This window comes from Bacillus paramycoides, assembly GCF_038971285.1.
Classification (GTDB): Bacteria; Bacillota; Bacilli; order Bacillales; family Bacillaceae_G; genus Bacillus_A.
Genome location: NZ_CP152427.1, coordinates 3,510,030 through 3,531,287 on the forward strand (window position 1 = coordinate 3,510,030; position 21,258 = coordinate 3,531,287).

At 35.2% G+C, this 21,258-nt stretch carries 22 protein-coding genes and 1 pseudogene; 3 read left to right on the forward strand and 20 right to left on the reverse strand.

What is annotated here, in order from left to right; genetic code table 11:
- Nucleotides 1–11 precede the first annotated feature (11 nt).
- Complete coding sequence (locus tag AAG068_RS18025) at nt 12–425, reverse strand: NUDIX hydrolase (protein WP_342715306.1); 414 nt, start codon at nt 423–425, stop codon at nt 12–14.
- A gap of 141 nt (nt 426–566) precedes the next feature.
- On the opposite strand from AAG068_RS18025, the gene AAG068_RS18030 reads away from it, so the two are divergent.
- Nucleotides 567–773, forward strand: a complete 207-nt coding sequence (locus tag AAG068_RS18030; protein ID WP_342715307.1) for a DUF3903 domain-containing protein — start codon at nt 567–569, stop codon at nt 771–773.
- 424 nt (nt 774–1,197) lie between these two features.
- Here the strand turns inward: AAG068_RS18030 and AAG068_RS18035 are convergent, their stop codons facing one another.
- The 14 genes and pseudogenes from AAG068_RS18035 to AAG068_RS18100 all read right to left on the reverse strand — a co-directional run bounded on the left by AAG068_RS18035 (nt 1,198) and on the right by AAG068_RS18100 (nt 15,936).
- Nucleotides 1,198–1,344 carry a BC1881 family protein gene (locus tag AAG068_RS18035; protein WP_342715308.1) on the reverse strand — a complete coding sequence of 49 codons (147 nt, stop codon included), beginning with the start codon at nt 1,342–1,344 and terminating at the stop codon, nt 1,198–1,200.
- A gap of 221 nt (nt 1,345–1,565) precedes the next feature.
- Nucleotides 1,566–3,293, reverse strand: coding sequence for an S-layer homology domain-containing protein (locus tag AAG068_RS18040; protein ID WP_342719783.1), 1,728 nt, complete (start codon nt 3,291–3,293; stop codon nt 1,566–1,568).
- Nucleotides 3,294–3,506: 213 nt separating this feature from the next.
- Nucleotides 3,507–4,073, reverse strand: a complete 567-nt coding sequence (locus tag AAG068_RS18045; protein ID WP_342715309.1) for a hypothetical protein — start codon at nt 4,071–4,073, stop codon at nt 3,507–3,509.
- A 6-nt stretch (nt 4,074–4,079) separates the two neighbouring features.
- A complete protein-coding gene (locus AAG068_RS18050) occupies nt 4,080–5,099 on the reverse strand; it encodes a nuclease-related domain-containing protein (protein WP_342715311.1) in 1,020 nt (339 codons plus the stop codon).
- A 119-nt stretch (nt 5,100–5,218) separates the two neighbouring features.
- Nucleotides 5,219–6,982, reverse strand: coding sequence for an ABC transporter ATP-binding protein (locus tag AAG068_RS18055; protein ID WP_342715312.1), 1,764 nt, complete (start codon nt 6,980–6,982; stop codon nt 5,219–5,221).
- Entirely contained in the window at nt 6,982–8,733 is a 1,752-nt protein-coding gene (locus AAG068_RS18060; RefSeq protein ID WP_342715313.1) for an ABC transporter ATP-binding protein, read from the reverse strand. Before AAG068_RS18060 ends, AAG068_RS18055 begins: the two co-directional genes overlap by 1 nt.
- 123 nt (nt 8,734–8,856) lie before the next feature.
- On the reverse strand, nt 8,857–9,078 hold the full coding sequence (locus tag AAG068_RS18065; protein ID WP_001123317.1) for a YneF family protein: 222 nt from the start codon (nt 9,076–9,078) through the stop codon (nt 8,857–8,859).
- 78 nt (nt 9,079–9,156) lie between these two features.
- Nucleotides 9,157–9,597 carry a sporulation inhibitor of replication protein SirA gene (sirA, locus tag AAG068_RS18070; RefSeq protein WP_000860645.1) on the reverse strand — a complete coding sequence of 147 codons (441 nt, stop codon included), beginning with the start codon at nt 9,595–9,597 and terminating at the stop codon, nt 9,157–9,159.
- A 156-nt stretch (nt 9,598–9,753) separates the two neighbouring features.
- Nucleotides 9,754–11,754, reverse strand: coding sequence for a transketolase (gene tkt, locus AAG068_RS18075; RefSeq protein WP_342715323.1), 2,001 nt, complete (start codon nt 11,752–11,754; stop codon nt 9,754–9,756).
- A gap of 223 nt (nt 11,755–11,977) precedes the next feature.
- Nucleotides 11,978–12,460 (reverse strand): annotated as a pseudogene (locus tag AAG068_RS18080) (coproporphyrinogen III oxidase).
- A gap of 86 nt (nt 12,461–12,546) precedes the next feature.
- On the reverse strand, nt 12,547–13,350 hold the full coding sequence (phnE, locus tag AAG068_RS18085; RefSeq protein ID WP_342715324.1) for a phosphonate ABC transporter, permease protein PhnE: 804 nt from the start codon (nt 13,348–13,350) through the stop codon (nt 12,547–12,549).
- Complete coding sequence (phnE, locus tag AAG068_RS18090) at nt 13,350–14,144, reverse strand: phosphonate ABC transporter, permease protein PhnE (protein WP_342715325.1); 795 nt, start codon at nt 14,142–14,144, stop codon at nt 13,350–13,352. Before phnE (AAG068_RS18090) ends, phnE (AAG068_RS18085) begins: the two co-directional genes overlap by 1 nt.
- Entirely contained in the window at nt 14,141–14,914 is a 774-nt protein-coding gene (gene phnC / locus AAG068_RS18095; RefSeq protein ID WP_342715327.1) for a phosphonate ABC transporter ATP-binding protein, read from the reverse strand. The genes phnE (AAG068_RS18090) and phnC overlap by 4 nt, the downstream gene beginning before the upstream one ends.
- A gap of 83 nt (nt 14,915–14,997) precedes the next feature.
- A complete protein-coding gene (locus AAG068_RS18100; protein WP_342715328.1) occupies nt 14,998–15,936 on the reverse strand; it encodes a phosphate/phosphite/phosphonate ABC transporter substrate-binding protein in 939 nt (312 codons plus the stop codon).
- Nucleotides 15,937–16,119: 183 nt separating this feature from the next.
- Between AAG068_RS18100 and AAG068_RS18105 the strand changes: the two genes are divergently transcribed.
- Complete coding sequence (locus tag AAG068_RS18105; protein ID WP_342715329.1) at nt 16,120–17,703, forward strand: bifunctional metallophosphatase/5'-nucleotidase; 1,584 nt, start codon at nt 16,120–16,122, stop codon at nt 17,701–17,703.
- A gap of 39 nt (nt 17,704–17,742) precedes the next feature.
- On the opposite strand, the gene AAG068_RS18110 is transcribed toward AAG068_RS18105, so the two are convergent.
- A complete protein-coding gene (locus tag AAG068_RS18110; RefSeq protein WP_000948565.1) occupies nt 17,743–17,982 on the reverse strand; it encodes a DUF896 domain-containing protein in 240 nt (79 codons plus the stop codon).
- A gap of 45 nt (nt 17,983–18,027) precedes the next feature.
- Nucleotides 18,028–18,684 (reverse strand): YneB family resolvase-like protein, encoded by a 657-nt coding sequence (locus tag AAG068_RS18115; protein ID WP_000991471.1) that lies wholly within the window; start codon nt 18,682–18,684, stop codon nt 18,028–18,030.
- A gap of 141 nt (nt 18,685–18,825) precedes the next feature.
- Between AAG068_RS18115 and lexA the strand changes: the two genes are divergently transcribed.
- Nucleotides 18,826–19,446, forward strand: a complete 621-nt coding sequence (lexA, locus tag AAG068_RS18120) for a transcriptional repressor LexA (RefSeq protein ID WP_342715330.1) — start codon at nt 18,826–18,828, stop codon at nt 19,444–19,446.
- A gap of 87 nt (nt 19,447–19,533) precedes the next feature.
- Here lexA and AAG068_RS18125 read toward each other — a convergent pair whose 3' ends face one another.
- The 3 genes from AAG068_RS18125 to AAG068_RS18135 are packed head-to-tail and all read right to left on the reverse strand — an operon-like array spanning nt 19,534 to nt 21,199.
- The gene (locus AAG068_RS18125) at nt 19,534–20,340 is read right to left on the reverse strand and encodes a DUF4097 family beta strand repeat-containing protein (RefSeq protein ID WP_342715331.1); all 807 of its coding nucleotides are present in this window, start codon (nt 20,338–20,340) and stop codon (nt 19,534–19,536) included.
- Entirely contained in the window at nt 20,341–20,883 is a 543-nt protein-coding gene (locus AAG068_RS18130) for a DUF1700 domain-containing protein (protein ID WP_342715332.1), read from the reverse strand.
- A complete protein-coding gene (locus AAG068_RS18135; RefSeq protein WP_001102617.1) occupies nt 20,876–21,199 on the reverse strand; it encodes a PadR family transcriptional regulator in 324 nt (107 codons plus the stop codon). Before AAG068_RS18135 ends, AAG068_RS18130 begins: the two co-directional genes overlap by 8 nt.
- Nucleotides 21,200–21,258: the final 59 nt, after the last annotated feature.

Genomic DNA, 21,258 nt, shown 5'->3' on the forward strand with positions numbered 1-21,258 from the left:
AAAGCGAGTGTTTAAATACTCGCTTTTTTATTTATATATTTATTTAAAATCTCATAATCCTCAGGAAAAGATAGCGTTAATTCCTTCATTTCAGCTATCCTCTTCCAAGCAATTTCATGTATTAACTCATCTGGATCTTGGATTTTCATACTACCGCCTATTTTTTTAACAACATAATAATGAACGTATACAGGAACCCCGTATGTAATACCTTCTTTTTCGTATATTTTACTTACAACTTCCACATTGTAACCTGTTTCTTCCCAAACTTCTCGAATACAACATTCTTCTAGTGTTTCTCCATTTTCAAGCCCGCCACTTGGAACAGACCACCTTTTTTCTTCCCCCTTTGGTCCTTGTAACACCATTAGAATTTCATTTTTTTCATTTACACATACCGCTGCACAACCTATCCATCTTTCCATATACATCCCTCCCCTACTACTATTCGTCTTCTTTTTTATTTTCTCCTTGAAAAAAGAGGAAAATAGCAAGACATTGACGAAAGATTACATCAACTTCATAGACAATCCCTTCTTAGAAATTAAAAACGGAAGGATGAAAATATGATTTCTAAATATGTTGTGGAATGTGTCTTTTGTGAAGAAAATCGAAAACCTCGCCAAGCTATCGTAACAGTTCCCGCCACTACTCAGCTACTAGCCATTGAAAAAGTGCGTGCGGAATGTAAACGTCGTTTTGGAAAAGCTGTATTATTGCAAACAGAAATTAAAGAAGAAATAACTTTTGAACAAAAAGAAAGCCGACCATGAATTGGTCAGCTTTCTTCTCCGATCATATTTTCACATGAAGATTAGGGGCATCCTCTTTAAGGATCGGGATTTTCCCATTATGTACGTTCCATAATGGTCATCGAACAATATATTTCTATGCAATTAATTATTGAATAGAATAGGGCAAAACTTGTTCGCATTTTTAGAAAAGGGATAGGGATATAATTCAAGTAGTACTTCGAATACTCGAACTTTACACTCATTATATTAAAGCAAATCCTTTTATATGGGAAATATGAATTACTTACATAATTCATTCGTAAAACATATTAGTTTGCTATATTATTTTCATTCCATCAATAACATACATCCAGCGAAAACTGGTGTCATAACCATTGAAAACTTCAAAAACATATAAATAAAAAGCATCCGTCTAGGATACTTTTTATTTCAATACTATGTACTAATCTTGATTAATTAAAATAACCGCGGGGCCAGCAACTACTACTCCAGCTACTTCGATTTTTTCAAATTCCTTTACTGTAATAGATATAACGCCTTTTCTTTCCATCAATTCTTTACTCAGGACATCAGTCGGTATAGCTTTCACCGTCTTACCTCCTTTTCATTTATACAATATGATAAAGTAAAACTTTAACCAGTATGTGTTTACAATCAGGCTGCTCGCAAATAGCTCGTTAAAAACAATCCAACGCATCTATATATATGCATCACCTCCGCTTTCATTCCTTATTCCACTCAAAAACCTCCCCTCCCTTCCGTAACATATTGAAAAATAAAAAAGCACTCGCAAAAGCGAATGCATTTTCATTATTTACTTTCTATTACTTTTAACATTCTATTAATAAATGCTGCCGATTCTCCACGCGTTGCAGAACCTTTCGGCATAAATTCATTATTTTCATTTCCTTTTACAATACCTAATCCATAAACACGTTGTACAGCTTGTTTATCATATGCTAAATCTTGATCTGAGAATGGCAGTGGAACTAAGTTACCTTTAATTTTTTTATATTGTAGTGCACGGTCAATCATGATAACAGCTTCATCTCGTTTAATCGTATCGTTTGGAGCAAATATACCATTTCCTCTACCACTTATTATCCCGGCACTTGCTGCACGATTAATACCATCTATTAGCGATGGATGTGCTGTATTTAAGTCACTAAAGTTCGATGACCCTTCAGGTAACTGCAACGATCTTGAAATGAAGTTCGCAAATTCACCACGTGTCACAAGACGTTCTGGCCAATAAGAACCTTTCCCATCCCCAACCATAATACCTCGTTTATCTAATTCACGAATGTCTGCTTCGTACCAACCACCTGTTATATCATCCTTATGGTTCGCATCATAATAAGCTTTTGTTCCTTGTAAGAATGGTTCCCAGCCATTATTTTTAATCATAATGGCTGGACAAATCTTCCCACTCCAAAATTGATGTTTTTTCACATTTTCTAAAGGAATATTTAATTCCCCCATTAAATAAGCTGCTAGTTTACGAGCATTTTCAACAGCTTTATTATAATCACCATCTTCGTTTACAGCAATTTCAATCGCAATGGATTCTCGATTTCCAGTTCCTTCTGCTCCATCTCCAGCATGCCAAGCATTTTCGTTTAATGGAAGATGTTGATAAATCTCTTTATCATCTACCGTAAAATGCCACGACGCTGAACGATCTTCCGTTCCCGTTGCTTGGTTATATAAATATATCGCATGGTTTCTAGCATTTGCCCCAACACTGTAATTATCTGTCTCATGAATCGTAATATACTTCGGATTCATCGCATAACCCGGACGAATATTTTCATTTCCTTTCGGTACAATCATTTCTTTTAAAGGTACACCATAAATATCTGCTGTTTTCTCTTCTATTGGCGCAGCATACATAGCTGCTGCATATTTTGTACGTGTTGGTGCTGCGTCTTGTATAAGCGAAGCTTTTGTTCCTTCAAATTTTGCTGAAGGTGAATGAATCCATTTCATCTCATTATTTATTTTTACTTGGAACCATTCTCCCGCCTGGCCAATTGCTTGAATAGTTTGTGGCTTCAGTACATATTCTTCTTTGTATGAAGCAAATGGTTCAGTGTATGTAGAGGTTTCTTCATTTACAACTAATTTCTCACTTAATAACGGGTGAATTTCTTTAACTTCTACATTCCCATCACTATTTTGTATCCACCCAGTTCCTGATGAAGTTTGAACATAGTAAGCGTTTCCTTTTCTCTTCTCAGCTTTTACGACTTGGTTCGAAATACGAACCCCTGTCTCTTTTTGAAAATTACTAGAATCATATAAAGGTACTTCTTTCACTATATGTACAAGAAACTCACCTTGCACTTCATTTCTTACTCCTTGATCTTCTCCTCGACCATCTTCATCTTTCATATGGTTTTCAATACTTTTTAAAGCTTGTTCATCAGGTGAAACTGTAACCGTTTTGTCAAGTTCGTTAGCATAGGAATAATTTGGAATCGTTACCATACTAAATACAATTGATGCAGCTAAAACATTATAAAATCCTTTTTTCATCATACTACTTAACACGCATATCATTAAATCCGTGTTAAAATTCCCCTCCTTAACCAAAATATAGGTTATCTAGTAAACTATTAAGCAACATAACCATTTACAATATAACAGACTTATCCCAATTCGTATAGATAGGAATGACTACTATTTACCTACATTTACTATATTGGAATATAAAAAAGAAGCTATAATATATAGCTTCTCTACGGTTCTTTAATCTCTTTGCACCTTATACTCCACAACTTTCCCATTTCTATCAAATTGTAAAACAAGATGTTCACTATCTATAGGAATAAAGCCACGTTCAGTTCCCAGATAGTACGAAGTGATAACCCCGTTTTCTCCATTTCTCGTTTCAGTAGGCGTTCCTAATAATTGTGTAATTTCTTCATTTGATTTTCCTGTTAATTTATATTTTTGTATTAGATCATCTACCATATGTACCCGTTTATCTTCAGCATGTAACCACCGATCTTGGTTAAACATTGAAGTGTATGTATTCATACTTAATTGTGCAGTACATACTACTAACGGAACAAGTGCTACTATTAACACTCCCGACATTTGCTTCTTTTCTTCATTACGATTTTTAGCAACATATAAGATCGACTTTTGAATCATAACTAATAAAACAAATGGCATGACTATTATAAAAACGCTCGTTACACTTAATGACGTATGAGCCATACCAATAATAAACATAAAAGCAAGATACATGAGTATATACAAACAAATATAAACATACAAAATACCCCTTAATATAGCACTCAGAAAGCCCACCTCTTTTTAATTCATTATATAATTCATTCGATTAATGGTTTCTCGAAGTTTTTCTAACTCTTGACCTGTATATATTACTTTTCCCGTTAAGAATTCATTTCTAAAGAACGTTACAATTTGCTCTCTATCTTTTAATCTCAGCGTTTTTTCTTCAGAAAGATCTAGCACTTCTTTCCCATTCTCATTATAAAAATATACAATCGGTTTTACGTTTTCCTTTACAATATCAACTTGCATTTCTTTCAAACAATTGTATAGAATATGAGATAGTTTCTTCGCTCTATATACTGGGTTCCCTTCATTTTTCACTTGTATCGTTAATGAATCTTCACCTGTAATATATTCAAGCGTCTCTTCTTTCTCTACTTCTTGTTGATACTTGCCAATTTCATCAATCATAAATGAATATATACTAGCATTTTCTTTCGTTAAACCATGAATTAATTTCCCTGTCCATTCTTTCGTCTCAAGTACATACATACCCGTTTTACTTAAAACAAGATGATGAATTCGAAAATCATTTCCACCTTGCTGATTTCTAATAAAAACATTCGGCATAATATGAAATTCATGATCTTGTATTATGCCTTGCTCTACGAAACCACGCTTCATATATTGTAATGTTTCGTGTGTACTCACTTCAGCTCCAGTTTTCGTATACTCTCGCAAATCTGCAATTAACTTTTGAAACATATGTATTTCATTACTATGTTTTTCTTGCATTTCACTGCGTTCTTTACTATGTTGCACAGCTAATTGATTTTTCATCATACGCATATTTTCAAGTTCTCTAGCTGCACTTATTTGTAAATCATTGTATTTCTTCTGTTCCATATTTTTCAATGTATTTTGTTGTTCTTTATGTTCTGTAACCGTAGCTGCAATTTCATTTTCGTACGTTTCAATTGCTTGTTTCTTTTCAAATTCCGCTTGCTGACTCTCTGATTCTAGCTGTTTATTTTTATAAAACAGCACGAATACCGCAGCTAATAATAATAAAATTACACCTATTAGCACATAATCCATATATTTTTCTCCTTTATTTCATTCCCTACTATTTTTCATTCACATTTCTACTACATTATACTATGTTATTCCTATATTTTTTGTAAAAAGTTCACACGCAGTCAAAAGACCTTGTAATTTTACAAGGCCTTTTGCAAACTCCCTTTATTTTGTAGCAAGTACATATTATAATACAACCCTTGTTCACTCAGTAATTCTTGATGTGTCCCTCTTTCTACTATCTCTCCATCATGCATAACAAAGATTTGATCTGCATCTTGTATGGTAGATAATCTGTGTGCAATTGCTATCGTCGTCCGTCCTTTTCGCATTTTCTGTAACGCTGTTTGGATCGCATCTTCAGTTTCTGTATCAATATTTGCTGTTGCTTCATCTAATACTAATACTTTCGGATTCGTTGCTATCGTTCTAGCAAAAGCAATTAATTGTCGTTGACCACTAGAAAATGCAGCTCCTCTTTCTACTACTTCCGTTTCATACTGCTCTGGTAATTTTTCAATAAACGTATTCGCTTGCACAAATTTTGCCGCTTCTTTTACTTCTTCATCCGTAATTTCTTCATTATACATACGAATATTTTGTTTTACATTTCCCGCAAATAAAAATGCATCTTGCAATACAAGTCCTATTTTCTTTCTAATTTCTTGTTCTTCAAATTTCTCTAACTCTACACCATCTATTACAATATTTCCGGACTTAATATTGTAAAATCGCATTAACAAATTCATAATGGTACTTTTTCCACTACCAGTGTGTCCAACGAAAGCAACCGTTTGCCCTTGTTTCACGTGAAATGATACATTTTTTAAAACATCACGTTTTCCATCATACGAAAAAGTAACATTTTTAAATTCAATATCTCCATTAATAACTTGAGGATTTCCATCCCCTTTTTGAACTGGCGCTAAATCTTTCTCATCCATTAAATGAAATACACGTGATGATGAAACCAGTGCCTGTTGGAAAAATGATAATTTCATCATCATCTCATTTACAGGCTGGAAAAAACGATGTATATAGTTAACAAATGCATATAAAACGCCTACTTCAACAGGACTCTTCAAAGCATCAATTCCAAATAAACCAAGTACTAACGCAATAGCTACAATATGAACTAAATCAGTTGCTGGACGTAAAAGCAATGCATCTAATTTTAATGTACGTCGCCCTGCACTATAATGTTTAGTATTCACTTCTTCAAACTCTTTTCTCATGCGCTTTTCTTGTCTGAACACTTGAACAATATTCATCCCTTGAATGGACTCGTTTAACTTTGCATTTAACACACTTAATTGATTACGGACTTCTAAATAAAAAGCTGCACTTTTCCGGCGATATAGCACCATAATCGCAAACATTATCGGAATTAATACGAGAGAAAATAGCGCTAATTTTACATTTAATAAAAACATCGCTACTAAAATCCCTACTAAAAATACGATATTTTTAACAAATGTTGATAATACACTAACATAAAAATCTTTAATTGCTTCTGTATCATTCGTTATGCGCGATACGAGCGTACCAATCGGCGTACGATCAAAGAAACTTAATGACAACTTTTGAACATGCTCATATACTTCAACACGCATATCTTGAACAATTTTAAAAGCGATATTTTGAAAATATAACAAGTCTAAATAAGTAAATAATACTTTTAATAAGTGAGCAACAATATACACTACAAATAGAGTAACAAGTGCTGATTGATCAAAGTTACGTGGTACTAAGTGTTCATCAAGAAATTGTTTAATTAAAAAAGGACCCATCATTTCCGTTACAGTTGCACCAACTAGAAATAAAAATGCTAATGCTAACAGTCCTTTATATGGCCTCATATAAGAAAGCAATCTTCTTAAATCGCTCTGTTTTTTCTCAGCCATCATACGCCTCCTTTCTCGACTAATGCTTCTAACTGCTGGCTCTCATACATTTCTTTATACCAACCATGTTCTTTCATTAGTTGTTCATGTGTACCTCGTTGCACAATTCTGCCCTCATCCACAACAAGAATAAGATTGGCATGTTGAATTGCACTTAAGCGATGAGCAGTAATAATCGTTGTTTTCCCTGCTCTTTCCCTCTTTAATGCATTTAAAATCGTTTCTTCTGTTTTTGCGTCTACCGCTGATAAACAATCATCCAAAATTAAAATTTCAGCATCCGTTAATAAAGCACGCGCAATAGAAATCCTTTGTTTTTGGCCTCCAGATAACGAAACGCCTCTTTCCCCTACTACTGTTTCATACCCTTCTGAAAATTGAAGGATATCATTGTGAATACAAGCAATCTCTGCAGCACGGGTAATTTCATTATATGTAGCATCCGCCTTTCCGAAGGCGATATTCTCCCCAATACTTGCTGAAAATAAAAAATGATCTTGCGGCACATATGAAATGGCAGAACGGACACCGTAAAGTGTTACATCGCGAATATCCCGCTCTCCAACTTTTAATTCACCATTAAAATGATCATACTCACGGATTAAACATTTTAATAAAGTCGTTTTCCCTGCACCTGTACGCCCTACAATGCCTAACGTTTCCCCTTTTTTCAAATCAAAGTGAATATCCGTTAAATGTAACAGTTCATTTTTCTTATACGAAAACGAATTGACCGCAAATGAAACATCACCACTCGCTATTGTATGCACAGCATTTTCTCTATTTACTACATCTGATTTTTGAGAGAGAATTTTCTCTACACGGTCATACGAAGCACGTCCACGCTCCATAATATTAAACAGCCATCCAAACGCTAACATTGGCCAAACTAGTGTACCTAAATACGTTGTAAATGTAACAAGGTCACCTACAGTTAATTCACCTCTCACAACTAATACGGATCCGTAACACACTGCAATTAAAAAAGAAAATCCAACGATAAGAGAGATTGTCGGATCAAACAACGAATCAATACGTGCTACTAACATATTTTTATGTACGACATCTTCTGACTTTTTTCGAAATGCATGTAAATCTTCTTTCTCTTGTCCAAGCGATCGAATTACCTTCATCCCACTCATACTCTCTTGCACTTTATCATTGATTTCCGAAAACGATTGCTGCGCTTTATGAAACCTTTTATGCAATAACGTTCCATAATAATTTGTTGAAATTGCTACAATTGGCATAGGAATTAAGCTTAACAATGTTAACTTCCAACTAATTGTAAAGCCCATCGCTACGAGTACACATCCCCCAACAGCTAATGAATCAACAAGTGTTAAAACGCCCGCTCCAGCAGTTTGCTGAATTGCTTGAATATCATTGGTCGCGTGCGCCATTAAATCACCTGTGCGATTTGACTGATAGAAAGATGGACTCATCTTTGTAAAATGTTCATACAAATTTTTACGTAATTGGCGAGCTAACTTTAATGAAGATCCGAAAATCATAATACGCCACACGTAACGTAATATGTACATCGTAATACCTACGACTACTAAGAGTACAACCCATTTTAGTAACTTATCAGTCGTTAATGTTCCATCATTAATTTCATCTACAACAATCCCAATCACTTTTGGTGCGACAAGTTCTAAAAGTGCAACGCCAAATAATAAAATAATTCCGGTTATGTACGCTCGTTTTTCTTGTTTAAAAAACCAAGCTAAATTCATAAACACTTTCATATTTTTCCCCCTTCCTTAAAATGAGCGATGTTTTCAGTTTATCAAAAATACAGAATTTTTAAAAGTTTTAAACTCTATAACTAACAAAAAGAAAAGACACTCTTAGCGAGTGTCTTTTAGCGCTTATTTCATTTGTTGCTTGTTCATCGCGCTCATCATTTGATTGATTTTCTTTTGGGAAGGTTTTTGTCCCATTTGCATCATCATCATTTTTAACATTTGTTCGTTAATTGGTGGATTTTTTTGTAAGTAATTCATCATGTATTTGCGGGCAATGAAAAATCCTAACGCCACGCCTGCTACTAGTGCTACTACGCCCACTAGAATACCTAACCAAATTGGCATATATTTTCCTCCTTCATGTTGTCTACCTTACAGTGTACTAAAACCTTTTCAATAAGACAAGATACAATTCGACATTTTTTACACATATGTTCGTACTTGTTTTAGAGGATTCAACCATCCGTACTTTGTATTTTCATAATCCATAGCTAAAAATGTTAATTCACACTTCCTTAGCACCTCAAAGAAAGTCGTTTCCATAGAGACATTTCCAGAGGTATTCATGCGAATATAGTGTGGTTTCACCATTATTTCGCCATATTCCGCTCCTGTATAAAGTGTATGTGTATGATGTGTTCGATCATATTTACCAAGAACACGCAAAGCTTGTTCTAATTTATGATGAATTTTCATTACTTGTAATGGCATCGTTATATACATCATTTGTTTATATAACACTTTTTTCTCCGAAAGGGACCCAGATTCTGAAAATCGAGCAAATAAATCAAAAAATAAATATTCACGACCAAAGTAAGCTTTCGCAATATCCTCTTGAATTAAATACAATTCATACGTTTTCATCTTTCGCCTCCCAATCTGGACAACCTTTTCTCTTCATTATATAGAAGAAAATTTGCAATGATTGTCTGACTGCGGAGAGATAAAAAACTTTTTCTGTCGAAAAAACTCATTTACATAGAAAAATCTCTCCATGCCGGAGAGATTTTTCTAAAATCATTAAAGCATTTCTTTTACTTTACGAACAACGTTCTCTACAGTAAATCCATACTCTTCCATAATCTTCTCACCAGGAGCAGAAGCACCGAATGTATCGATACCTAACACATCTCCTTCAAGACCTACGTAACGGTGCCATCCGAATGTAGCACCCATTTCGATTGCGAAACGTTTTGTTACCGCTTTTGGTAATACAGACTCTTTATACTCAGCTGTTTGAGCTTCAAAGCGATCCATAGATGGCATGCTGACAACAGATGCGTCAACGCCGTCTGCCGCTAGAGCTTTTTGTGCTTCAATAGCTAGACTTACTTCAGATCCAGTTGCAAGTAAGATTACATCAGCTGTTTCCTTCTTGCTTGCAGAAACTACATATGCACCTTTTGCTACTTTTTCATACGTATCTTCTTTTGCACCTTCTAATGTTGGAAGGTCTTGACGAGTTAATACTAAAGCAGTTGGTTTGTTTGTAGATTCTAGAGCTAGTCTCCAAGCTGCAACAGATTCGTTACCGTCAGCTGGACGAATAACAGATACATTTGGCATTGCACGTAGCGCTGCTAATTGCTCGATTGGTTCATGTGTTGGACCATCTTCACCAACAGCGATACTGTCGTGTGTGAATACATACGTGACTGGCAATTGCATTAATGCTGCAAGACGAATTGCTGGACGTAAGTAGTCTGAGAATACGAAGAACGTACCACCGTAAGTTTTTAAACCGCCATGTAGTGCAATACCGTTCATTGCTGCACCCATCGCGAACTCACGAACACCGTACCAAATGTTTTTACCGCTGTAATCATCTCTTGTAAAGTCTTTTTCGTTATTCATGTATGTTTTGTTAGAACCAGCAAGGTCAGCAGATCCACCAAAGAATGATGGTACAGACTCTGCAATTGCATTAATTACAGCACCTGAAGAATTACGAGTTGCTGCTTTTGATCCTAGTTCATAAGTTGGTAAGTTTTTCTCCCAACCTTCTGGAAGTTGGCCATTCATTGCAGCTTGTAGTTCGTTTGCTAATTCTGGGTATGCTTGTGCATATTCACCTAGCATCGTGTTCCACTCTGCTTGTGCAGTTTCACCAACATCTTGTACTGTTTTACGGAAGTTGTCATATACTTCTTCTGCTACATGGAAATCTTGCTCAGCAGTCCAAGCGTATGCTTCTTTCGTTAACTTTGTTTCTTCTACACCAAGTGGAGAACCATGTGAAGCTGATTTTCCTGATTTGTTTGGAGAACCGAAACCAATTGTCGTTCTTACTTCAATTAGCGTTGGGCGTTTTTCGTCAGCTTTCGCTTCTTCGATTGCTTTCGCGATAGCTTCAATATCGTTTCCATCCTCAACACGGATTACTTGCCATCCGTATGCTTTGTAACGATCTTCTACACTTTCAGAGAATGAACGATTTAAATCGCCATCTAATGAAATATCGTTTGAATCGTAAAGCACAACAAGACGACCTAATTGTAAATGAGCAGCTAATGAAGATGCTTCAGCAGAAACGCCTTCCATTAAATCTCCATCACCACAAATAGCGTATGTATAATGATCTACTACATTATACGCATCACGGTTATATTTAGCAGCTAAATGTCTTTCAGCCATTGCCATACCTACAGCAGTTGAAATACCTTGTCCAAGTGGACCAGTAGTTGCATCTACACCAGCTGTATGACCATACTCAGGATGTCCTGGAGTTTTGCTTCCCCATTGACGGAAGTTCTTTAAGTCATCCATTGTTACATCATAACCAGATAGGTGAAGTAGGCTGTATAATAACATTGAACCATGACCTGCAGATAATACGAAACGATCACGGTTAAACCACGTTGGGTTATTTGGATTGTGTTTCATAAATTGAGTCCATAATGTATAAGCCATTGGTGCTGCACCCATTGGCATTCCTGGGTGACCAGAGTTTGCTTTTTCAATCGCATCGATGGATAATGTGCGAATCGTGTTGATAGAAAGTTGTTCGATTGAATGTGACATGCTATTCTTCCCTTCGCTTATATTAGTAAACGTTTTATACATTTATATGATAGCTTCCCACGCAAGATTATACAACATGTATCGACAAATATGTTGATGTTTTTTTGATTTTTCATAAAAAAATCAATGATTTCGCGAATGTATGGGCATTCAATATGACATACTTTTTCATTGTTTTTATTTTAAAAAGAAAGAGAATTATCTGTATATTTATACGTTAATTTCAAATTCCATAGTGCAAAATATATCCTTCCCCATTTTTCACTCTGCGAAGCAAACGAATAAACGACTGTAAATCTTGGCATAATTTATTTCGACCAAATACGTATCTTGCATATTCTCCATCCGTATTATTATCATTTTCCCATTGAAACTCTCCTGTCAATTCGATTATTTCTGGCGCTAAAGAAAACATACTAACTAGCGAACAAAATAACTGTTCTGCTACCACTGCCCCTCGCTGTTCTATTTTCGTAATACCATAATAGTGAATTCCGAACCCTTCTGCTTTTTCGCTGGATAATAGGTCGGGATCCAATGGATAAAATCTAATAGATATACGATTATCTCATCACTTAATACAACACACTCATCTATCGTTGCCTCCTCTTTATATAAAAAAAACAAAATTCAATCCAATCTATATCTTTAAAATCCAATCCTTTTTTTCATTCGAAACAAATACAAACTCATGTTGTAAAGCCAAAATATCCCCCCTGTTATTCCATAATGTCTACATTCATTATTCTTATAGTATAAAAAAGCACCTTTTGTAGGTGCTTTTAAAATAACTTATACAATTTTCTTCCGTATTGAACTTGAAATAAAGTCAATGATAATAACCATTAAAATGATGCCTAATAAAATAATTCCTACACGAGACCAATTGCGTGAACTCAGCGCAAAAATTAGAGGCGTGCCAATCCCACCTGCTCCAATAACACCTAAAATAGCAGCGGATCGTACATTAATTTCGAACCTGTATAACGTATACGATAGAAAATCCGGTAATACTTGTGGCAATACTGCATACCAAAGTATTTGAAACCGATTCGCACCTGTTGCTAGTAACGCTTCCGTCGGTCCCTTATCTATATTTTCAATTCCTTCTGAATATAGTTTTCCTAACATCCCAATAGAGTGTAATCCTAAAGCTAAAACTCCGGCAAAAGATCCTGGTCCAACAGCTTTTATAAATAAAAGAGCCATAACTAATTCAGGAAATGTACGAACAAAACTAAGTACAAATTTCCCAGTTCCTGAGGTTAATTTCCCACTGCTCATATTCGTTGCTGCCCAAAAAGCGAATGGAACAGATAAAAAGGCAGAAATAAATGTACCTAATATCGCAATTGCCAACGTATCAATTAAACCATGTAATAAATCTTCACCATCCGGCAAAGATACATACGACCAATCTGGATTCAATACACCTGTCATAATTGCTTTTGTAATTTCTCCCGCCGTATCCTTGATTCCCTCTAGCGGTACGCCTGAAAAAGCCCACACATAAACAAATGTAAGTGCTACAAAAATAAACCAGCGATACACACTCGGTTTCTTCGATTTTGGTACAATTAACGTCGTTTTACTCATTATAATTTCTCCCGCAACAATGTACTTACATAATCAATTAACAATACAACAACAAGAGTATAGATAATAATAGATGCAGTTTGTTCATATTGTAAAAATCCAAGTGTACGATCATAATATAATCCGATACCGCCTGCCCCTACTAAACCTAAAACAGCTGCTGCACGTACGTTTACCTCAAATGTATAAAGAACATAGGAGACAAAATGCGCTTTCACTTGCGGAATTACCCCATAGACAATCCATTGTACTTTATTTGCTCCTACTGCTGTCATCGCTTCTAATGGACCTGGATCAATCGATTCAATTGACTCATATAATAATTTTGCCACGAGCCCAATTGAGAAAAAAGTAAGAGCCAAAATACCTGGAAGTGGTCCTATTCCAAAAATAGCTACAAAAATTGCCGCTAATAATAAATCTGGTATCGTTCGGATAAAATTTAAAACCAATCGAGCTGGACCGTACAAGAATGTACTAGTAAATACATTACTTGCCGCAAATAGTGCCAGTGGAATAGCTAAAATCGCTCCTAAAGTCGTCCCAATAATCGCCATACGTATTGTATCTAACATCGCTGTTGTAATAACTTGAAAATAACTCCAATCAGGCGGCACCATCTCTTTTAACAAATCAATCATATTAGGAAAACCCACTACTAGTTTTGAAAATGATGCGTCGACCTGTACACAACTTCCCCACAACAGCAAAATGACTAGAATAGCCGTTAACATATGTTTCAACTTACTCGGCGGCTTCGGTATCGCTTTCAAATATATCGTCACGTCATTCATTTAACTGCCACCTCTAATAATTCACTTTTCTGCGCAACGTCTCCATAAATTTCAGCAAACTTTTCATCTGTCGCCTCTTCTACTGAACCATCAAAAACAATTTCACCCGCATGTAATCCAATAATACGAGTCGCATATTGCCTAGCTAAATCAATAGAGTGTAAGTTTACAATTGTTGTAATCCCAAAATCTTCATTAATTTTTTTCAAATCATCTAATACTCGCTTTGTTGTTAGCGGATCTAACGATGCAACAGGTTCATCTGCCAATATGATTTTTGCTTGTTGCGCCAACGCTCTAGCAATCGATACACGTTGCTGTTGCCCTCCTGATAATTCATCAGCTCGTGCATATGCTTTTTCTAAAATATTCACCCTCTTCAACGATTGAAAGGCAAGCTCCAAATCTTCTTTTGGAAATTGACCTAACGTTGTACGCAAAGTCGAATGATACCCAACACGTCCAGCTAATACATTTTTCAATACCGTTGATCGCTTTACAAGGTTAAAACTTTGAAAAATCATACCAATATCCCGGCGCATGCGGCGTAAACCTTTTCCTTTCGCAGCAGTAATAGACTCACCTTCAATCATGATTTCACCTTCTGTAATCTCATGAAGGCGATTTACTGATCTTAGAAGTGTAGACTTTCCAGCACCGGACAGCCCTACCATTACAACAAACTCACCTTTTTGAATGTTCAAGTTTATATGATTCAACCCTTTTGTACCGTTCGGATACACTTTAGAGACATTTCGAAACTCTATCACTCATCTTACCTACCTTCTATGTATTCAAAACTGCAAGCTAACTGAAAACATATCCTTCCAGTTAGCCGCCATTTCCATATGTATTATTGCGTTTTTACTTTCTTTCCATATTCACGAACGATATCAAATTTACTATCATCGGATTTAACATATCCTTCATGTGAATATACTTCTTTAATGATTTTGTGACCTTCCTCATTCTTTCCTATTTCAATGAAAGCATCTTGTAATTTCTTACTCCACTCTGCATCTAAATCAGAGCGTACTGAAATCGTATCGTTTGGAATCTTCTCTGTAAATTTCACTATTTTCGTTTGATCAAATATATTTGGATAATCTTTTTTTACAATATTACGAGCATCTTGGAATACAACAGCTGCATCTACATCACCATTTAAAAGAGCAATAAGCGACTGATCGTGACCTTTTAATGTAACAGGTTTCACATCCTTTAGCGGATCAATTCCCTCTTTTAACAATACAGCTGCAGGCCATACATATCCCGCTGATGACGTTACATCTTGATAACCAATTTTTTTACCTTTTAAATCTTTTACACTATTAATGTTTGAATCTTTCTTAACTACAAACTCAGATTTATAAAAGTCTACTAAATCCTTTGTAGGTGCTCCTGTTTCATCATCTACTCCAAAACGTTGCGCTTGTAAAATTACGTTTGCAGCCTTTTTCTCATGTGCTAGCACATACGCTGTTGGAGGTAAAAAGCCTACATCTACTTGCTTAGATGTCATCGCTTCTACAATTGTGTTGTAATTCGTTGAAATACTAACTTTTACCGGAATATTTAATTTATCACTTAATAGCTTCTCAAGTGGTTTAGCCTTCGCCTCTAACGTTTCTGCATTTTGAGAAGGAACAAATTGAACATTTAAAGTCTTTGGTACATAACCTTTTTTTGTATCTTCATTTTTACTTGCACTTGATTCCTTCGTTCCACAACCACTTAATAATCCCGCCGCTAGTACAACTGTCGTACTCATTGCAAAAACTTTTTTAAACATATTAATGCCTCCATTTCTATTGTTATAAATTACCTTCCGTAAACATGAAGAAATATATCACACATTTTTATTAATAATTGCTTATTTACAGAATCTTTACACATTCTATACACTCTCATTAAAATTCTCTTCATATATTTGATATGCTTAACTAGTAGATAATAATAGAAAAGGTGAATGATATTGAATCAAAATCAAATTGTAACTTTAAACATCTTATTAACAAGTGATATACATGGTACTGTTTATCCAATTCACTACCAAGATAACTCCAAAGCTGAAATCGGTTTAGCTAAAATTTCTACTCTTATAAAAAAAGAACGTTCCCAAAATAGAAACGTCCTGTTAATTGATAACGGTGACTTCATACAAGGAACACCCTTTACTTATCATTACGCTACATATGAAAAAGATAAGAAAAACCCAATGTCATTAATAGCAAACTATTTACGTTATGACGCTGCAGTGATTGGAAATCATGAATTTAATTATGGAATGGATGTATTAAATCATGCTATTTCTACTGCCAACTTCCCGTATTTATCAGCAAATATTTTAGATAAAAACAGAAAAGAATCTTATTTCGGAAAACCATATATAATAAAACAGATGGAATCAAATATAAAAATTGCTATTTTAGGGGTGACAACGCATTACATTCCTAATTGGGAACAACCCCATCACATTCAAGATTTACAATTTGAAGATGCATTAGAATCAACAAAAAAGTGGGTTTCTTACATTCACGAACACGAGAAACCAGATTTATTAGTCGTAGCGTATCATGGAGGATTTGAACGCGATTTACAAACTGGGGTACCGACTGAAGTTTTAACAGGTGAAAACCAAGGATATGCAATGTGCCATGATATTGAAGGAATAGATATTTTGCTAACAGGCCACCAACACCGAGAAATCTCTGACACCGTAATAAACGGTGTAACAATTTTACAGACCGGATGTAATGGACATTCCGTTGGAAAAATAACAGTAACATTTGAAAAAACAGAACAAAAATGGGTTAAAAAAGAGAGTTATTCACAATTATTGCCCGTGCAAGGATTTGCGGCGGACCAACATCTTCTTTCCTTAGTTGCCGATTATGAAGAGAAAACACAAAATTGGCTCGATCAACCTATTGGATTCATCTATGGGGACATGCAAATTTCAGACGCTATGCAAACTCGTTTACAAGACCATCCTTTTATTGAATTTATAAATAAGATACAGATGGATATAGCTAATGTTTCTATTTCTTGTACAAGCTTATTCCATAATACATCTCCAGGTTTCCCAAAATATGTAACAATGCGTGACATCGTTTCTAATTATATTTATCCAAATACATTACAAGTAATTAGAATAACTGGAGCGGATATAAAAGATGCCTTAGAACTCTCTGCTTCTTATTTCACATTACATGCAGATGGATCTATCATCGTAAACCCTATCTTCCTAGAACCAAAGCCACAACACTATAATTACGATATGTGGGAAGGGATTTCGTACATATTAAACATTTCCAAACCTATTGGCGAAAGGGTCAAATCTTTACAATACAAAGGCGCTCCTCTTAATATGGATGAAGAATATGACGTCGTTATGAATAATTATCGCGCAAGCGGCGGAGGAAACTTCTTTATGTTCCAAAATAAGCCCGTAATAAAAGACATACCAACAGATATGTCTGAACTGATCGCTAATTATATTTTGAAAAATAAAAAGATAGAGGCAACGGTTAATAACAACTGGAAAGTTATTAACTAACGAATATAATAAATAAAAAAGATGGGCTTCGCCCATCTTTTAGTTTAATTTTGCATTATCTTGCTTTTTTAAAGCTTTTAATTTCGCCGGTGTAACGTCAGTACCTTGTTCATTAACGACTTTAATTCCTTTAAGTTCGTTTAACATATTTTGACGAAATCCTTTTAAATATTGTTCACGTAGCGATTGACGCTCACGTTGTTCTTCTTCAGTTAAACCTTCAGCTTTTGCTTTTTTCGCTAAGAAGTTAATGCGTTCAACGAGTTCGTGACTAAGCATCTCGAATCCCCCTTCTAATCAAAACTGATTATTATCATACAATAGTTACTCTTCTTTATCAAGCAATTGCTTTGTATACTCTACATATCTACGATGTACAGTCGCTTTTGAAACATTATGACCAAAGCCGCGAAGCGTTGCTGCAATTTCTTCGAAAGTAAGTTCACTCTTGCGCAAACGTACAATTTCCTCAATCGGCACTTCTTTCTTCTCTCGTCCTACACTTAAATGACGGTTCTTTAAATTATTTTCTGGACGATAGCCTTTTTCTACTGCTCGTTGCATACCACGTTTAATTTTTAAGTTATGAATCTTTCTTTGATACTCTTCAACAATACCAATAATATCTAATACCATCGAATCAGAATCCGACAATTGTAATTCTCCATTATGCGTATGCGTGTATACTTTTATTCCCTCTTTATGTAAACAGTGCATTAGTGCAATCTTTGCATTTCCCCTACCCAGGCGCGTTTCATCTTGTATAAGTAGCACATCAATTTGTTCATCTCGAATTGTATCTAGCACTTCTAATATGCCATCACGCTCAATTGTATAGCCACTAGCCTGCTCTTCAATCACCTTAGTAACATTCATTTGATAGCGCTCTGCTAAATGCAATAATTCATCTTTTTGACGTAATAATGACGTTTCTTGTGCTTCTTTTGTTGTACTCACACGCGCATAAATAATTGCATTCATTATGAACCCCTCTTTCTCACTATTATTTCCCTCCAGTTTAACATAAATTCGCCTTTTGTTCGAACTTATGTTTGTAGAATGTTTTTTCGCATGTTATACTTATTAATAAGAAAAATGAAAGAAAACGAGGTGTTAGAAAACATGGAAAAGTTAACGAAACGCCAGCAAGACATTCTCGACTTTATTAAGCTAAAAGTACAAGAAAAAGGATATCCACCTTCCGTACGTGAAATCGGTCAAGCAGTCGGCCTCGCTTCTAGTTCTACAGTGCACGGACATTTATCAAGATTAGAAGAAAAAGGATACATTCGACGCGATCCAACAAAACCACGTGCAATTGAAATTTTAGGTGACGATCGAATGGATACAGAAACACAATCTGTTATTCAAGTTCCAATTGTCGGAAAAGTTACTGCTGGATTACCGATTACAGCAGTTGAAAGTGTAGAAGATCACTTCCCACTTCCAGCTAGCATTGTTGCTGGAGCAGACCAAGTATTTATGTTACGTATTTCTGGAAATAGTATGATAGAAGCTGGTATTTTCGATGGAGATTTAGTTGTTGTTCGCCAACAACAGTCTGCATATAATGGTGAAATTGTAGTCGCTTTAACAGAAGATAACGAAGCAACTGTTAAACGTTTCTATAAAGAAAAAGACCATTTCCGTCTACAGCCGGAAAACTCTTCATTAGAGCCTATCATTTTAAAACAAGTGTCAGTTATCGGAAAAGTAATTGGCGTATATCGTGATTTACATTAAAAATAAAAAAAGAAGATAATAACCTTATTTATATACGGTTATTATCTTCTTTTTTGTATTTTGATAGATTTTCATACATTCCATTTCTTATGATCGAGCTTCAATCGTCACATCACCAGCAGCTGTTTTACCACTAATCTTTTTACTACCATTTCCAATTGTTACATTTTTATTTTCTTCATTAAAAATCATCACTTCGCCAGCTGCACTTTGCCCAGTTATAACTGCATCTTGTGGTTTTTCTAATAAAGTAATATCTACATCCCCAGCAGTTGAGCTTGCCTCTACATCATATTTAGGATCATGATCCATAATATGCACTTCTCCACTAGCCGTTTTCGCAGTTACTTTTCCTATTACCTTTTTAAAGCTCAGCTCTCCAGCTTTTGAAGATCCTTCCACACTTTTTGCTGTGACATGTTTCAAATCTACTTCTCCAGCGAGGGTCCCAACAGTTACATGATCACTGTTTACATCACTTATTTCTATTTGTCCAGCGGATGAATTTACTTTTATCTCTTTGTAAGAACGTTCTGGTATAAATATAGTCACTGTTGACGTTTGAAACTTAAAATCGTAAAAAGAAAAATCAAATGAAGCACCTTTTTCTCTTTCCCCAATAATTTTTAATGTGTCACCATCTTCAGCGATACGGATCTTTTGTTTACGTACATCCCCTGATTGCTTTACATAAAAAGAAGAGTCAGAAGATTTTTGGATAGCAATATCCCCAGCATCTAACTTAACTTCTATATTTTTTATTGTTTCGTTTTTAATTACGTCTTCTTTATTTCCTTCTTCTGCAGTTTGTACTGCTTTTTCATATGTTTGTGAAATCCCTATAACTCCAATAATGATACAAGCGATTGCTACTAACAATATTTTTTTCATCATCTACTCCCCTTTTATCATTTTGAAGTTCCATATGACATAACGTACGCATAACCTTTTAAACCACTTCGTACTATAATAAGCGATCATACATAACAACAAACCTACTCCAACAAACGTTATACTAACGAATACATCCAACCATATAAAAGTACCCATAAATACTTTTCCAATAACGAAGAATGGTGTCACTACACTAGCAATCCCACCGACCCAAAAGGAAAATATAAAAGCGATAATTGCAACTAACGGGCCTAACACAATAATGAAATTAAACAAACTAAGTCCAATCGCTGCCATGACAGCTCTTGTCACATTTGAAGTTGACGGATCTTTTTTCATTTCATCAAATCGATACATCGCAAGTAAGTCTTTCGCAATTATTTTCGGAGAACCAAGGCCCTTTATTATTTCCGATTCAGTTTTTCCCTCTTCTTTCCCAAACTGAAAATGCTCTTCATAATCAAATAAAATATCTTTCCTCTCTTCTTCCGGTAACTTTCTAAGATGACTTGATAATTCCTTAAGAAACTGTTCTTTACTCATCCCATTCCACCCCTTCAATAATTTCTTGTACGCCTTTTGCAAAATCACGCCACTCTGTTACTAACAAATTCAGTTGCGCTTCCCCTTGCTCAGTTAGTTGATAATATTTACGAGGCGGTCCCTCCGTAGATTCTTTCAAATACGTTTGAAAATACCCTTCTTTCGTTAAACGACGTAATAAAGGATACACTGACCCTTCCGATATTAAAAATTTATTTGAGATTTGCTGAACAAGTTCATAACCGTAACAATCTTTACGTTTCACAAGTGCCAGTACACACAGTTCTAACACACCTTTTTTAAACTGAACGTTCAAGGTCAATCCCCCTTTCTCATTTCAGTACTGTTCAATACACGGTACTTATCACATCCATA

Coding starts and splice junctions, on each gene's coding strand:
- AAG068_RS18030 (WP_342715307.1), top strand. CDS start 567: ATGATTTCTAAATATGTTGTGGAATGTGTCTTTTGTGAAGAAAATCGA.
- AAG068_RS18125 (WP_342715331.1), bottom strand. CDS start 20,340: ATGATGAAAAAAATATTGTTAGTAGCAATCGCTTGTATCATTATTGGA.
- phnE (WP_342715324.1), bottom strand. CDS start 13,350: ATGAGTAAAACGACGTTAATTGTACCAAAATCGAAGAAACCGAGTGTG.
- AAG068_RS18130 (WP_342715332.1), bottom strand. CDS start 20,883: ATGAGTAAAGAACAGTTTCTTAAGGAATTATCAAGTCATCTTAGAAAG.
- AAG068_RS18100 (WP_342715328.1), bottom strand. CDS start 15,936: ATGTTTAAAAAAGTTTTTGCAATGAGTACGACAGTTGTACTAGCGGCG.
- AAG068_RS18110 (WP_000948565.1), bottom strand. CDS start 17,982: ATGCTTAGTCACGAACTCGTTGAACGCATTAACTTCTTAGCGAAAAAA.
- AAG068_RS18065 (WP_001123317.1), bottom strand. CDS start 9,078: ATGCCAATTTGGTTAGGTATTCTAGTGGGCGTAGTAGCACTAGTAGCA.
- tkt (WP_342715323.1), bottom strand. CDS start 11,754: ATGTCACATTCAATCGAACAACTTTCTATCAACACGATTCGCACATTA.
- sirA (WP_000860645.1), bottom strand. CDS start 9,597: ATGAAAACGTATGAATTGTATTTAATTCAAGAGGATATTGCGAAAGCT.
- phnE (WP_342715325.1), bottom strand. CDS start 14,144: ATGAATGACGTGACGATATATTTGAAAGCGATACCGAAGCCGCCGAGT.
- AAG068_RS18055 (WP_342715312.1), bottom strand. CDS start 6,982: ATGGCTGAGAAAAAACAGAGCGATTTAAGAAGATTGCTTTCTTATATG.
- AAG068_RS18025 (WP_342715306.1), bottom strand. CDS start 425: ATGGAAAGATGGATAGGTTGTGCAGCGGTATGTGTAAATGAAAAAAAT.
- AAG068_RS18040 (WP_342719783.1), bottom strand. CDS start 3,293: ATGAAAAAAGGATTTTATAATGTTTTAGCTGCATCAATTGTATTTAGT.
- AAG068_RS18115 (WP_000991471.1), bottom strand. CDS start 18,684: ATGAATGCAATTATTTATGCGCGTGTGAGTACAACAAAAGAAGCACAA.
- AAG068_RS18060 (WP_342715313.1), bottom strand. CDS start 8,733: ATGAAAGTGTTTATGAATTTAGCTTGGTTTTTTAAACAAGAAAAACGA.
- AAG068_RS18050 (WP_342715311.1), bottom strand. CDS start 5,099: ATGGATTATGTGCTAATAGGTGTAATTTTATTATTATTAGCTGCGGTA.
- lexA (WP_342715330.1), top strand. CDS start 18,826: ATGGAAAAGTTAACGAAACGCCAGCAAGACATTCTCGACTTTATTAAG.